The sequence below is a fragment of the Streptomyces sp. NPDC045022 genome (assembly GCF_056432605.1).
Genome location: NZ_JBWKIR010000024.1, coordinates 93,958 through 107,037, shown reverse-complemented (window position 1 = coordinate 107,037; position 13,080 = coordinate 93,958). Strand labels below are relative to the sequence as shown.

General features: G+C 72.5%; 16 protein-coding genes. 4 read left to right on the top strand and 12 right to left on the bottom strand.

Translation table 11 applies throughout. The features are described from left to right. The 9 genes from AC07C1_RS32140 to hisD form a co-directional block, all read right to left on the bottom strand. On the bottom strand, positions 1-320 hold a 320-nt coding region (locus AC07C1_RS32140; RefSeq protein ID WP_478944741.1), incomplete at its 3' end, for a transposase. Positions 321-392: 72 nt separating this feature from the next. Further along, positions 393-1,148: an imidazole glycerol phosphate synthase subunit HisF gene (hisF, locus tag AC07C1_RS32135; RefSeq protein WP_478944740.1), complete on the bottom strand. Its 756-nt coding sequence runs from the start codon at positions 1,146-1,148 to the stop codon at positions 393-395. Continuing rightward, on the bottom strand, positions 1,145-1,540 hold the full coding sequence (locus tag AC07C1_RS32130) for a RidA family protein (protein WP_478944739.1): 396 nt from the start codon (positions 1,538-1,540) through the stop codon (positions 1,145-1,147). The genes hisF and AC07C1_RS32130 overlap by 4 nt, the downstream gene beginning before the upstream one ends. Continuing rightward, positions 1,537-2,262, bottom strand: a complete 726-nt coding sequence (priA, locus tag AC07C1_RS32125; protein WP_478944737.1) for a bifunctional 1-(5-phosphoribosyl)-5-((5-phosphoribosylamino)methylideneamino)imidazole-4-carboxamide isomerase/phosphoribosylanthranilate isomerase PriA — start codon at positions 2,260-2,262, stop codon at positions 1,537-1,539. Before priA ends, AC07C1_RS32130 begins: the two co-directional genes overlap by 4 nt. Positions 2,263-2,265: 3 nt before the next feature. Continuing rightward, a complete protein-coding gene (gene hisH / locus AC07C1_RS32120; protein ID WP_478944735.1) occupies positions 2,266-2,907 on the bottom strand; it encodes an imidazole glycerol phosphate synthase subunit HisH in 642 nt (213 codons plus the stop codon). After that, positions 2,904-3,068, bottom strand: coding sequence for a hypothetical protein (locus AC07C1_RS32115; RefSeq protein ID WP_478944734.1), 165 nt, complete (start codon positions 3,066-3,068; stop codon positions 2,904-2,906). The genes hisH and AC07C1_RS32115 overlap by 4 nt, the downstream gene beginning before the upstream one ends. Positions 3,069-3,070: 2 nt before the next feature. Continuing rightward, entirely contained in the window at positions 3,071-3,673 is a 603-nt protein-coding gene (gene hisB / locus AC07C1_RS32110; protein ID WP_478944733.1) for an imidazoleglycerol-phosphate dehydratase HisB, read from the bottom strand. Then, positions 3,670-4,794, bottom strand: coding sequence for a histidinol-phosphate transaminase (locus tag AC07C1_RS32105; protein WP_478944732.1), 1,125 nt, complete (start codon positions 4,792-4,794; stop codon positions 3,670-3,672). The genes hisB and AC07C1_RS32105 overlap by 4 nt, the downstream gene beginning before the upstream one ends. Beyond that, positions 4,791-6,116 carry a histidinol dehydrogenase gene (hisD, locus tag AC07C1_RS32100; protein ID WP_478944731.1) on the bottom strand — a complete coding sequence of 442 codons (1,326 nt, stop codon included), beginning with the start codon at positions 6,114-6,116 and terminating at the stop codon, positions 4,791-4,793. The genes AC07C1_RS32105 and hisD overlap by 4 nt, the downstream gene beginning before the upstream one ends. A gap of 211 nt (positions 6,117-6,327) precedes the next feature. Between hisD and AC07C1_RS32095 the strand changes: the two genes are divergently transcribed. The 4 genes from AC07C1_RS32095 (at position 6,328) to ybaK (ending at position 10,467) form a co-directional block, all read left to right on the top strand. Next, on the top strand, positions 6,328-7,905 hold the full coding sequence (locus tag AC07C1_RS32095; protein WP_478944730.1) for an oxidoreductase: 1,578 nt from the start codon (positions 6,328-6,330) through the stop codon (positions 7,903-7,905). Positions 7,906-8,118: 213 nt separating this feature from the next. Beyond that, positions 8,119-9,171, top strand: coding sequence for a hypothetical protein (locus AC07C1_RS32090; protein ID WP_478944728.1), 1,053 nt, complete (start codon positions 8,119-8,121; stop codon positions 9,169-9,171). Between the two features lie 11 nt (positions 9,172-9,182). Further along, a complete protein-coding gene (locus tag AC07C1_RS32085; RefSeq protein ID WP_478944726.1) occupies positions 9,183-9,923 on the top strand; it encodes an LON peptidase substrate-binding domain-containing protein in 741 nt (246 codons plus the stop codon). Positions 9,924-9,963: 40 nt separating this feature from the next. Continuing rightward, on the top strand, positions 9,964-10,467 hold the full coding sequence (ybaK, locus tag AC07C1_RS32080; protein WP_478944724.1) for a Cys-tRNA(Pro) deacylase: 504 nt from the start codon (positions 9,964-9,966) through the stop codon (positions 10,465-10,467). Positions 10,468-10,503: 36 nt separating this feature from the next. On the opposite strand, the gene AC07C1_RS32075 is transcribed toward ybaK, so the two are convergent. The 3 genes from AC07C1_RS32075 to AC07C1_RS32065 all read right to left on the bottom strand — a co-directional run bounded on the left by AC07C1_RS32075 (position 10,504) and on the right by AC07C1_RS32065 (position 13,076). Then, a complete protein-coding gene (locus AC07C1_RS32075) occupies positions 10,504-11,142 on the bottom strand; it encodes an AAA family ATPase (RefSeq protein WP_478944723.1) in 639 nt (212 codons plus the stop codon). Between the two features lie 34 nt (positions 11,143-11,176). Further along, complete coding sequence (locus AC07C1_RS32070) at positions 11,177-11,998, bottom strand: ABC transporter permease (protein ID WP_478944721.1); 822 nt, start codon at positions 11,996-11,998, stop codon at positions 11,177-11,179. A gap of 64 nt (positions 11,999-12,062) precedes the next feature. After that, positions 12,063-13,076, bottom strand: coding sequence for an ABC transporter ATP-binding protein (locus AC07C1_RS32065; protein WP_478944719.1), 1,014 nt, complete (start codon positions 13,074-13,076; stop codon positions 12,063-12,065). Between the last annotated feature and the right edge of the window lie 4 nt (positions 13,077-13,080).

Here is a 13,080-nt window from a genome sequence, read left to right as displayed (position 1 = left end):
TCGTGGTGGGCGCGGGCCGTAGTGGAGTCCACGCTGACCAGGGACAAGTCCGTCTGTCCCCGGCGAGCGGCCTCGGCGATCATGCCTTCCAGAAGGGCGGAGAAGACTCCGGCGTCCCGCCAGACGCGAAAGCGCCCGTAGACCGTCGGCCACGGTCCGAACTCGCAGGGCATCTCGCGCCACTGGGCGCTGGACCGGAACCGCCAGATCACCCCCTCGAACTGCTCCCGCAGCCGCTCGGGGTACGGACCGTACTCGCCTAACGGCAGGTACGGCTCGATGAACTCCCACTGCTTGTCGGTGAGTTGCGTACGTGTCACACCCAGCGTCCTACCAGGTCCCACCCCCGCATGGGACCAGAACCCGAGAATGATCACGACCTCACACAGGCCCTAGCGGACGGGCCGGCCCGCCTCCCGCAGCGTCTGCTTCACCTCGCCGATCCGCAGGTCGCCGAAGTGGAAGACCGACGCGGCCAGCACCGCGTCCGCGCCCGCCTCGACGGCCGGCGGGAAGTCGGCCAGCTTGCCCGCGCCGCCCGAGGCGATCACCGGGACGGTGACGTGCTTGCGGACGGCGGCGATCATCTCCAGGTCGTAGCCGTCCTTCGTGCCGTCCGCGTCCATCGAGTTGAGCAGGATCTCTCCCGCGCCCAGCTCGGCGGCCCGGTGCGCCCACTCGACGGCGTCGATGCCGGTGCCGCGACGGCCGCCGTGGGTGGTGACCTCGAAGGAACCGGACTCGGTCCGCCGCGCGTCGACCGACAGGACCAGCACCTGCCGGCCGAAGCGCTCGGCGATCTCCCGGATCAGGTCCGGGCGGGCGATGGCCGCGGTGTTCACGCCCACCTTGTCGGCGCCCGCCCGCAGCAGCCTGTCCACGTCCTCGGCGGTGCGGACCCCGCCGCCGACCGTCAGCGGGATGAAGACCTGCTCGGCGGTGCGGCGCACGACGTCGTAGGTCGTCTCCCGGTTGCCCGAGGACGCGGTGATGTCCAGGAACGTCAGCTCGTCGGCCCCTTCGGCGTCGTACACCTTCGCCATCTCGACGGGGTCGCCCGCGTCGCGCAGGTTCTGGAAGTTGACGCCCTTGACGACCCGGCCGTTGTCCACGTCCAGGCAGGGGATGACTCGTACGGCCAAGGTCATGCGGATACTCCTCGGAACGCCTCCACCTCGACCTCGACAACCAGACTGGGGTCCACGAAACCGGAGACGATGATCATGGACGCGGCGGGCCGGACGGTGTCGAACAACTCCTTGTGAGCACGGCCGACCTCCTCCACGTCCCGGGCGTGCGTGAGGTACATGCGCGTCCGCACGACGTCGTCCCGGCCGAGTCCCACCTGCTCCAGCGCCGCCAGCGCGACGTTGAAGGAGTTGATCGCCTGCTCGTACGGGCCGCCCCCGGCGATCTGCCCGTCCACGATGGACGTGCAGCCCGAGACCAGCACCAGTCCGTTCGGCAGCTCCACCGCGCGGGAGTAGCCGAACTCGTCCTCCCAGGGCGCGCCAGTGGTCACGCGTCGTACGTCGCTCACCGGGCCACCGCCTCCAGAGCCTCTTCCAGGGTGAAGGCCTTCGCGTACAGCGCCTTCCCGACGATGGAGCCCTCGACACCGAGGGGCACCAGCTCGGCGATGGCGCGCAGGTCCTCCAGGGACGACACGCCGCCGGAGGCCACGACCGGGCGGTCGGTGACGGCGCACACGTTCTTCAGCAGCTCCAGGTTCGGGCCCTGGAGGGTGCCGTCCTTGGCGATGTCGGTGACGACGTAGCGGGCGCAGCCCTCCTTGTCGAGGCGGTCCAGCGTCTCGTAGAGGTCGCCGCCGTCTCGGGTCCAGCCGCGGCCGCGCAGGGTCGTGCCGCGCACGTCCAGGCCGACCGCGATCTTGTCGCCGTGCTCGGCGATGACCTTGGCGACCCACTCCGGGGTCTCCAGGGCGGCGGTGCCGAGGTTCACCCGGGTGCAGCCGGTGGCGAGGGCGGCGGCGAGGGTGTCGTCGTCGCGGATGCCGCCGGACAACTCCACCTTGATGTCCATGGCCTTGGCGACCTCGGCGATCAGGCTCCGGTTGTCACCCGTGCCGAACGCGGCGTCCAGGTCGACCAGGTGCAGCCACTCGGCACCGGAGCGCTGCCAGGCGAGGGCGGCCTCCAGCGGGGAGCCGTACGAGGTCTCGGTCCCGGACTCGCCGTGCACGAGGCGTACGGCCTGGCCGTCGCGGACGTCGACGGCGGGAAGGAGTTCGAGCTTGGCCATGGTCTACAGGGTTCCGATCCAGTTGGTGAGGAGCTGGGCGCCGGCGTCGCCGGACTTCTCGGGGTGGAACTGGGTGGCCCACAGGGCGCCGTTCTCCACGGCGGCCACGAAGGGCTTGCCGTGCGTCGACCAGGTGACCTTGGGAGCCTCGATCAACGGGTTGTGCGCCTCCAGGGTCCAGTCCTGGACCGCGTAGGAGTGCACGAAGTAGAAGCGGGCGTCCGGGTCCAGGCCCGCGAACAGCTGCGAGCCGGCCGGGGCGTCGACGGTGTTCCAGCCCATGTGGGGCACGACGTCGGCCTGGAGCGGCGCCACCGTGCCGGGCCACTCGTCCAGGCCCTCGGCCTCCACGCCGTGCTCGATGCCGCGCGCGAAGAGGATCTGCATGCCGACGCAGATGCCCATGACCGGGCGCCCGCCGGACAGCCGGCGGTCCACGACCCAGTCCCCGCGCGCGTCGCGCAGCCCCCGCATGCAGGCGGCGAAGGCGCCGACGCCCGGCACGAGCAGGCCGTCGGCGTTCATCGCCTTGCCGAAGTCGCGCGTGATCTCGACGTCGGCGCCCACGCGCGCCAGGGCGCGTTCGGCGGACCGGACGTTACCGAAACCGTAGTCGAAGACGACTACTCGCTTGGCAGCGCTCAATTCCACACCTCCAGCCGCATGACGCCCGCGACGAGGCACAGGGCCGCGCCGAACGAGACCAGCACGATCAGGCTCGTGGGCATCTTCTGCTTGACGAAGGAGATGATCCCGCCGGCCAGGAAGAGGCCGACGACGATCAGGAGGGTCGACAGACCGGTCATGGTTACAGCGCGCCCTTCGTCGAGGGGAGGATGCCGGCCGCGCGCGGGTCACGCTCGGACGCGTAACGAAGCGCCCGGGCCAGCGCCTTGAACTGGCACTCCACGATGTGGTGCGCGTTGCGCCCGTACGGCACGTGCACGTGCAGCGCGATCTGCGCCTGGGCGACGAAGGACTCCAGGATGTGCCGGGTCATCGTCGTGTCGTACTCGCCGATCATCGGCGCCATCTTCTCGGGCTCGGTGTGCACGAGGTAGGGGCGGCCGGACAGGTCGACCGTCACCTGTGCCAGCGACTCGTCCAGCGGGACCGTGCAGTTACCGAAGCGGTAGATGCCCACCTTGTCGCCGAGCGCCTGCTTGAAGGCGGCGCCCAGCGCGAGGGCGGTGTCCTCGATGGTGTGGTGGGAGTCGATGTGCAGGTCGCCGTCGGTCTTCACGGTCAGGTCGAACAGGCCGTGCCGGCCGAGCTGGTCGAGCATGTGGTCGTAGAAGCCGACGCCGGTGGCGATGTCGGTCTTCCCGGTGCCGTCGAGGTCTATCTCGACGAGGACCGAGGTCTCCTTGGTGGTGCGCTCGATTCTTCCGACGCGGCCGTCGCGAGTCATGCCTCAAGCTCCTTCTTCAGTTCCCGTACCGCGTCGAGGAACGCGTCGTTCTCTTCGGGGGTCCCGGCGGACACCCGCAGCCACCCCGGTACGCCGTTGTCCCGGACGAGCACGCCACGGTCGAGGATCTTCTGCCAGACCTCGTGGGCGTTCGCGAACCGGCCGAACTGCACGAAGTTCGCGTCGGACTCGGTGACGTCGTAGCCGATCGCACGCAGCTCGGCGACCAGCCGGTCCCGTTCGGCCTTCAGCTGCTCGACGTACCCCAGCAGCGTGTCGGTGTGTTCCAGCGCGGCCAGGGCGGTCGCCTGGGTGATCGCCGAGAGGTGGTACGGCAGCCGTACCAGCTGCACGGCGTCCACCACCGCGGGGTCGGCGGCGAGATAGCCCAGACGCAGTCCCGCCGCGCCGAACGCCTTCGACATCGTGCGGGAGACGACCAGGTGCGGGCGGCCCGCCAGCAGCGGCAGCAGCGAGTCGCCGTGGCTGAACTCGATGTAGGCCTCGTCCACGATCACCATCGACGGCTTGGCGGCCTGGGCCGCCTCGTACAGCGCGAGGACCGTCTGCGGCGGGACCGCGTTGCCGGTGGGGTTGTTGGGGGTGGTGATGAAGACGACGTCGGGCTTGTGCTCGGCGATGGTCCGCTCGGCGGCGGCCAGGTCGATCGTGAAGTCCTCGCCCCGCGGACCGGAGATCCAGCCCGTGCCCGTCCCGCGCGCGATGAGCGCGTGCATCGAGTACGACGGCTCGAAGCCGATCGCCGTGCGGCCCGGTCCGCCGAAGGTCTGCAGCAGCTGCTGGATGACCTCGTTGGAGCCGTTGGCCGCCCACACGTTCTCGGTGCCGAGCGGGTACTTGCCGGTCTTCGTCAGATACGCGGCCAGCTCGGTGCGCAGCTGGACGGCGTCCCGGTCGGGGTAGCGGTTCAGGCTGCGGGCGGCCTCCCGCACCCGCTCCCCGATCCGCTCGACCAGCGGCTCGGGCAGCGGGTAGGGGTTCTCGTTGGTGTTCAGCCGTACGGGCACGTCCAGCTGGGGCGCGCCGTAGGGGGACTTGCCGCGCAGCTCGTCGCGGATGGGGAGCTCGTCCCAGGGGGACGCAGAGGGGTTGCCGGTCACTTGTCCTCAGGAACCTTCCAGCCGAACCTCGCCTTGATCGCCGCGCCGTGCGCCGGCAGGTCCTCCGCCTCCGCCAGCGTCACCACGTGGTGCGCGACCTCGGCCAGCGCGTCCTTCGTGTAGTCGACGATGTGGATGCCACGCAGGAAGGACTGGACGGACAGGCCCGAGGAGTGGCAGGCGCAGCCGCCGGTGGGCAGGACGTGGTTGGACCCGGCCGCGTAGTCGCCGAGCGAGACGGGGGCCCAGGGGCCGATGAAGATCGCGCCCGCGTTGCGCACCCGGTCGGCCACGGCGGCCGCATCGGCCGTCTGGATCTCCAGGTGCTCGGCGCCGTAGGCGTCGACCACCCGCAGGCCCTCGTCGATGCCGTCGACCAGGACGACCGCGGACTGCCTGCCCGCGAGGGCCGGGCGGATCCGGTCCTCGATGTGCTTGGTGGCCGCGACCTGCGGCTCCAGCTCCTTCTCCACCGCGTCCGCCAGCTCGACGGAGTCGGTGACCAGCACCGCCGCCGCGAGCGGGTCGTGCTCGGCCTGGCTGATCAGGTCCGAGGCCACGTGCACCGGGTCGGCCGACTCGTCGGCGAGGATCGCGATCTCGGTCGGGCCGGCCTCGGCGTCGATGCCGATCTTGCCGGTGAAGTAGCGCTTGGCGGCGGCGACCCAGATGTTGCCCGGGCCGGTGACCATGTTCGCGGGTAGGCAGGACTCGGTGCCGTACGCGAACATCGCGACGGCCGTGGCGCCACCGGCCGCGTAGACCTCGTCGACGCCCAGCAGGGCGCACGCGGCGAGGATCGTCGGGTGCGGCAGCCCGCCGAAGTCCGCCTGGGGCGGCGAGGCGAGCGCGATCGACTCGACGCCGGCCTCCTGCGCGGGCACCACGTTCATCACCACGGAGGACGGGTAGACCGAGCGGCCGCCCGGCGCGTACAGACCGACGCGCTCGACCGGCACCCACTTCTCGGTCACGGAGCCACCCGGCACGACCTGGGTGGTGTGCGTCGTACGGCGCTGCTCGCGGTGGACCAGGCGGGCACGGCGGATGGACTCCTCCAGGGCGGCGCGCACCGCCGGGTCCAGGGCGTCGAGCGCGTCGGTCAGCGCCTGGGCCGGGACACGGACGGAATCCAGCCGTACTCCGTCGAACTTCTCGGCGAAGTCGATCAGCGCCGCGTCGCCCCGATGATGCACGGCTTCGCAGATCGGACGCACCTTCTCCAGGGCGGCCTGAACGTCGAAGTCGGCTCGGGGCAGCAGGTCGCGCAGGGCGGGGCCCTCGGGGAGGGCGTCGCCGCGCAGATCGATTCGGGAAATCACAGTCCCAATTCTCTCAGACCGGCGTCGGGAGCCGTTCGCGCGTATCAATGGCTGATACAGAACGTGGGCCAATGACTGGTACATAGGCTGGCCGGAACCTGGAAGATCACCTTCACGTCTTGTGTTCCGGGCGTCACGCACCGGGCATGAACGCCTGTACGACACAGGTGACTCACGAGTAGCCCGAACGGGCGAGGGAGAAGGCAGAGCGGTGACCGAGGGGGCCGGCATCCACGCCGGGGACCTGCCGGACGACCTGACCGCGGCCGAGGCGGGCATGTGGCAGGCCTTCCGCAACGGCAGCGTGTACGACCTGAGCAGCGGGGACGCCGCCGCCGACGATCCGCACGGCGGCCATCCCTGGGGGCCCGAGCGGACCGTGCGGGCGCGCATCGTCTGCTGGCTGCTGCTGGACGGCCCGCCCGCGCTCGCGGGCCGGGTGTCCGCACTGAAGCTCGTCGGCGTCCGGATCGCCGACACGCTGGATCTGGCGGGCGGCACGGTCACGCCGTACGTGGAGCTGCGCGGCTGCCGCTTCGACGACGAGGTCCGGCTGCCGGAGGCCCGGTTCACGACCGTGCGCCTGGTGGACTGCTCGGTTCCGCGCCTGGAGGCGGCCCGGGTGCACACCGAGGGCGACCTGCATCTGCCCCGCTGCCGCTTCCAGAACGGGGTCCGGCTGACCGACGCGCACATCGGCACCGATCTGATGCTGAACCAGGCGGTCGTCTACCGGGACCGCAGCGGCCGGTCGATCGCGGCGGACGGCATGACCGTCGGCCAGGACCTGCAGGCGGAGCTGCTGGAGTCGCACGGCGAGCTGAGCCTGCGCGGCGCCAAGGTCGGGGTCTCGCTCAGCCTGCGCGGCGCGAGACTCGCCAACCCCTACTCCCGGCTCGCCCTGAACGCGCCCCAGCTGACGGTCGAGCGCACCCTGTACCTGACCCCGGCCGGCGTGGGCAGCCCGCTGCTGAGCGGCACGACACCCGCGCGCGGGACACGCATCCAGCGGTTCGAGTGCCGGGGCGGGGTGCGCCTGGACGACGGGCGGTTCGGGGACGCCGTCGACCTGGAGCGGGCCCGGTTCGCCTTCACCGAGGACCAGGAGCTGTCGCTGCGCCGGGTGCAGACGCCCGAGCTGCGCTTCCTCGGGGACCGGCCGCAGCGCGGCAAGGTGGTGCTGTCCGGCGCGCGGATCGTGAACCTGGTCGACCGCGCGAACAGCTGGCCGGACGCCGGCAGCCTGCACATGGGCGGGTTCAGCTACGAGAACCTGGTCCCCCAGGGCCCCTTCCCGCTGACCCGGCGCCTGGACTGGGTGGCGGCGGCCACCGCCGAGTACGCCCCGGAGCCGTACGAACGGCTGGCCTCGGTGCTGCGTGCGGCGGGCGAGGACGAGGACGCGCGGGAGGTGCTGCTCGCCAAGCAGCGCCGGCGCCGCGAGACGCTTCCGCTGGCCGGGAAGTTCTGGGGCTACGTCCAGGACTGGACGGTCGCCTACGGCTACCGTCCAGGCCGGGCCGCGGTGTGGATGGCGGTGCTGTGGGCGGCGGGCACACTCGCCTTCGCGCACGCGGAGCATCCGCCGGTCAACCACGACGGCCATCCGACCTGGAGTCCGGCGCTGTTCAGCCTGGACCTGCTGCTGCCGGTGATCGACCTGGGCCAGGCCGGCCAGTGGCAGCTGCGCGGCGGCTGGCAGTGGCTGGCGGCGGTGCTGGTCCTGCTCGGCTGGATACTGGCGACGACCGTGGCGGCGGGGGCGACGCGGTTGCTCCGACGCAGCTGACGCCGGACACCGGACACCGGTCGCCGGTCGCCGGTCGCCGGTCGCCGGTCGCCGGTCGCCGGGAATATTCCCCATCACCGAAAATTCACCATTCGCCGACACATTCACCACAATGGTTGAACAGTCACCTTTTACCGGCCCTTGACCATCGGCCGTGCAACCTTCCGTGACTTCTCCCAACCCTCTGGCGCGACCGCGACCTGCGGTCTTTCAATGGTCGACACCATGGCTCTGCTGCCCTCGTTCATCCGCCCCACCCGGATGACCAAACGCTCCGCGCGCCTCCCCGGCCGGCCGCCGGCCGGGGACGAGGCCGTGCTCGACGCGCCCGACGACCGCCTCTCGCCCGCGCTGGTCGCGGCCGGCCGGGGCGAGTACACCGCCGCGGCCGGGCTGCTGGCCGCGACCCGCGCCGCGGCCGAGTGGGAGAACCGCGACCGGTACGTCAGACGCCTCGCCGCCTTCGCCCGTTCGCGCCCCGAGTGGTTCCAGGAGTGGCGCGCGGCCACCCCCGACGACCCCGACGTCCTCCTGCTCGGCACCCAGCTGGCGGTGGACCGCGTCTGGCCCTCCCCGGCCCGCGCCGAGCTGCTGCGCGAGGTGAGCCCGCTCATCACGGCCGCCGCCCGCGCCGACGACCGCGACCCGGTGCCCTGGCGGATCGCGCTGGACCACGCGCGCGGCTCCCGGGCCGGGCACCGGTACTTCGAGGAGCTGTGGGAGGCGGCGGTCCGGCGCGCCCCGCACCACTACGGCTGCCATGTGGCCGCCCTGAGCTATCTGGCGACCTTCCGGCACGGTTCGCACCCCGCGTGCTTCGACTTCGCCGACCGGGCCGCGCAGGACGCCCCGGCCGACTCGCTCGTGCAGGCACTGCCGGCCCGGGCGGCCTTCGGCTGCCTGACCGACGGCTGCGGCCCCGAGGTGCCGCGCCGGCGGCTGGACGCGGCGGCGGACCGGGCGGTCGCGCTCTCCGGCCGGTTCCCGGCGGCCGACCCGTGGCCCGCCGAGGTCCGCAACAAGCTCCTGTACGTCCTCATGCGGCTGGACCGCTGGGAGGACGCCCGCGGCCAGCTGCGCCTGATCGGCCCGTACGCCACGTCCTTCCCCTGGGAGCGGTTCTCGGACGACCCTCTCGGCCACTTCCTGCGCCTGCGCGAACACCTTCTGACGGGCGGCCCCCGGCCCGTCCCGACCGGGCTGATACCGGCGTCCCAGGACCCCCTCGGCGAGCACCGCGGACACGCCACCGCCGATGACCACTAGGCTGGGGCGCCGTGACCACCGTCCGTCTCCCGCTCTTTCCGCTGAACTCGGTGCTGTTCCCGGGGCTCGTGCTGCCGCTGAACGTCTTCGAGGAGCGGTATCGCGCCATGATGCGCGACCTGCTCAAGACCCCCGAGGAGGAACCGCGCCGGTTCGCCGTCGTCGCCATCCGCGACGGTCACGAGGTGGCGCCCAGCGCCCCGGGCATGCCGGATCCCACGGCACAGCCCGAGCGGGGCCCGGCCGCGGGCTTCGGCCCCGACCCCCTGCAGGCCGTGCACGGGGTGGGGTGTGTGGCGGACGCGGCGACCATCCGGGAACGGGCCGACGGCACGTTCGAGGTACTGGCCACCGGTACGACCCGGGTGCGGCTGCTGTCCGTGGACGCCTCGGGTCCGTTCCTGACGGCGGAGCTGGAGGAGCTGCCCGAGGATCCCGGCGACGAGGCCGGCGCGCTGGCCGAGGGAGTGCTGCGGTCCTTCCGGCAGTACCAGAAGCGCCTGGCGGGCGCCCGCGAGCGCTCGCTGTCCAGCGGTGCCGACCTGCCGGACGACCCGAGCGTGGTGTCGTACCTGGTGGCCGCGGCGATGGTGCACGACACCCCCACCAAGCAGCGTCTGCTCCAGGCCCCGGACACCGCGTCCCGTCTGCGGGACGAGCTGAAACTCCTTCGCTCGGAGACGGCCATCATCCGTAATCTGCCGTCGTTGCCCGCGTTCGAGCTGACGCGGACGCCGACGAGCCTGAACTGAGCAAGAGCACGACCGGGAAGACCGAGGCCGAGACACCCCGATGCCGAAGAAGCCGAAGAAGCAGCAGCAGTCCGGGGCCACGCCCGCCACGGTGGCCCTGACGGCGGCGGGCGTGGACTTCACGGTCCACGCCTACGACCACGATCCCGCCCACCCCTCCTACGGCGAGGAGGCGGCTCAGGCGATGGGCGTCTCCCCCGACCGCGTCTTCAAGACCCTGGTCGCCGACGTGGACGGCGCGCTGGTCGTCGGCGTGGTCCCGGTGGCCGGCTCCCTGGATCTGAAGGCCCTCGCGGCGGCGGTGGGCGGCAAGCGGGCGACCATGGCCGACCCGGGCCTCGCCGAGCGCACGACCGGCTACGTCCGCGGCGGCATCTCCCCGCTCGGCCAGCGCAAGAAGCTGCCGACGGTCCTCGACGACTCGGCGGAGGACCATCCGACGATCTGCGTGTCGGCGGGACGGCGGGGCCTGGAGGTCGAACTGGCGCCGACAGACTTGGCGAAGCTGACGGCAGCGGTGCTCGCGCCCATCGGGCGAGGCTGACCGGCAGGGCCCACTCCGGGGGCCGAAGCCCCGGGGTCAGGCCTGCGGATACGGCGGCTCCGGGTCCCGGGGCCCGAACAGCGCGGTCAGCCCCAGGTGCACCAGCAGCCCGGCGAGCGGCCAGGCCAGCAACGCCCCCTTCGCCCCCAGCCTCAGCGGCGCCGAGAACGTGACGCCCTCGCCCACGGCCTTAGCGTGCGCGAGCACGTCCGACCCGGGGCCCAGCCACACCCCCAGCCGCCAGGCCAGCAACGACCCGAGCAACCCGCCGAGGCCGAGGGCGACGACCAGCGGCACACCCCCGCGTCGCCGCAGCAGGAAGACAACGACCGCGCTGACCAGCCCGAAGCCCAGACCCAGCAGCGTGAACGTGCCGTCCACCCCGGCCGCCTGTTCCCCCTCGGTGTCCTTTATGTAGACGACCCAGCTCCGGTCGACCTCGTCACCGACCAGCGGCACGTGCGGCGCCAGCCACCACCACAGCAACCCCAGCAGCAGCCCGCCCAGCGCCACCGCCACCGTGATCACGGCGGCCTCCCGCACTTCGGTCTTCATGCCGGGGCCGTCCTGTTCGTACGATCCCGCGCCCGGCGCCCCGGCAGGTGGCGACGCCTGCCAGACCTGGTGCGGGGAGTTCTCGTGCGGCGGCGGAGGCGGAGTCAGCGGTGCGGTCACCTGAATATCGTGCCAGGTCGTGCTGTGCGCCGCGTCACCGGACGGCGGCCCTGCGGTACGCCCAGGTCGCAACGGCCAGCGAGACCACCCCGACACCCGCGCACACCCCCAGGTCAACGAGGACGACGGCCCAGTCCGGGTGTGCCCCGAAGGTGCGCGCGTATGCCTCCACGCCGTAGGTCGAGGGCAGCAGATCACGGGCCAGCCGTACGATCCCCGGCATCCGGTCGGCCGGCAGCACACCCAGCAGCAGCGCCGCCGACATGCCCAGCTGCCCGAGCAGGGTGGCCAGTTCCGGCCTTGGCGCGAGCAGCCCGCAGGCGGCGCCGAGCCCGGCCAGCGCGGCCCCGGCGAGCGGGATCACTGCCACCAGGATCCACAGATTGGACAGCGGCAGCCCGAACAACGCGCAGCCGAAGACGGCGGTCACCAGGGTCCCCGGCACCGTGAACGAGGCGTACGCCGCCGCCGCGCCCAGCACCACCGCGGCCGGCGGCACCGGAAGGGTGGCGTAGTGGTCGAGCCCGCCGCTGGCCCGCAGCTGCCCGAAGTACTGCGACAGCAGGTTCAGTGCCACGTACGCGACGACCAGCACGGACGACCCGGCCACCACGGACTGGGCCTCGCTGCCGCTGTCGACGACGCCCCGCATCATCACGGTGATGCCGACGGACTGGAAGGTCGCCACGAACAGCAGTGGGATGCGGGCCACCCGGGCCCGGGACAGCTGCGCCCGGTAGACGGCCACCAGCGAGGGCCACAGCCGCGCGGCCGGACCGAGCTCGGCCGCGCCCGGTGCCGCCTCCGGCACGGCCCGGGCGCCGCCCGGCAGAACCTCGGCGGGTACGACACTCACGACGAACTGCTCCTCTTCCCTACGGCAGTCGCGCACATCCATACGCATCGCGCGGTCCGGGCGCTCATGCCTTCACCAGCCCCTGCCGGGCCGCGCCGCCCAGCGCCAGGTAGACGTCCTCCAGGCTGGGCGTGGCGAGCGTGAAGTCGTCCAGTGCGGCGAAAGCGGCCCCGCCGGTCACCGTGGCGACGACGGCGCGCGCCTCCTCGGGCGCCAGCCGCAGCGTCCAGCGCCGGCCGGACTCCACGGCCCGCTCGCGCAGGACGGCGACCTCGGGCACCTCCAGCGGCGCCCGCTCCCGCCACACCAGCTCGACCCGCACCTCGCCGGCGACCTGCTCCTTGAGCCCCGCCGGGGTGTCGCAGGCGATGACCCGGCCCTGGTCGAGCACGGCGACCCGGTCGAGCACGGTCTCGGCCTCGATGACGTTGTGGGTGACCAGCAGCACGGTCGCACCGTGCTCGGCCCGCCGTCGGTCCACGGCCGCCCAGACCGCGCGCCGGGCCACCGGGTCCATGCCGGTGGTCGGCTCGTCCAGCACGAGCAGCGGCCGTTCCCCGACGAGCGCGGCGGCGAAGCAGGCGAGCCGCCGCTGTCCGCCGGACAGCTTCCGCAGCGCCCGCCCGGCGATCGGGGTGAGCCCCAGCTCCTCCAGTACGGCGTCCCGCTCGGCCCGCGCCCGCCGCGCGTCCAGGCCGCGCAGGCGTCCGGTGGTCTCGGCGGCGAGGGAGACGGTCAGCTCGTCCAGGGCGGAGGACTCCTGGCCGAGGTAGGCGAGGAGCCGCGCGGCCCGCTCGGGGTGCTTCACGATGTCGTGGCCGAGGATCTCGACGCTTCCGGCGTCCGGCCGCAGCAGCCCGGTCAGCTGCCGTACGAGGGTGGACTTGCCGGCCCCGTTCGGACCGAGCAGCCCGAAGACCTCGCCGCGCCGCACGTTCAGCTCGACCCCGTCGGTGGCCCGCACCTCGGGAGTGCCGGGTGTCCCGCGCCGCCCCCTGACGGCCCGGTAGGTCTTGCTGAGCCCACGCGCGCGTACGACCTCGTCATGCCGAGGTGCCTGTGGCGCGCGCGTGTTCACAAGG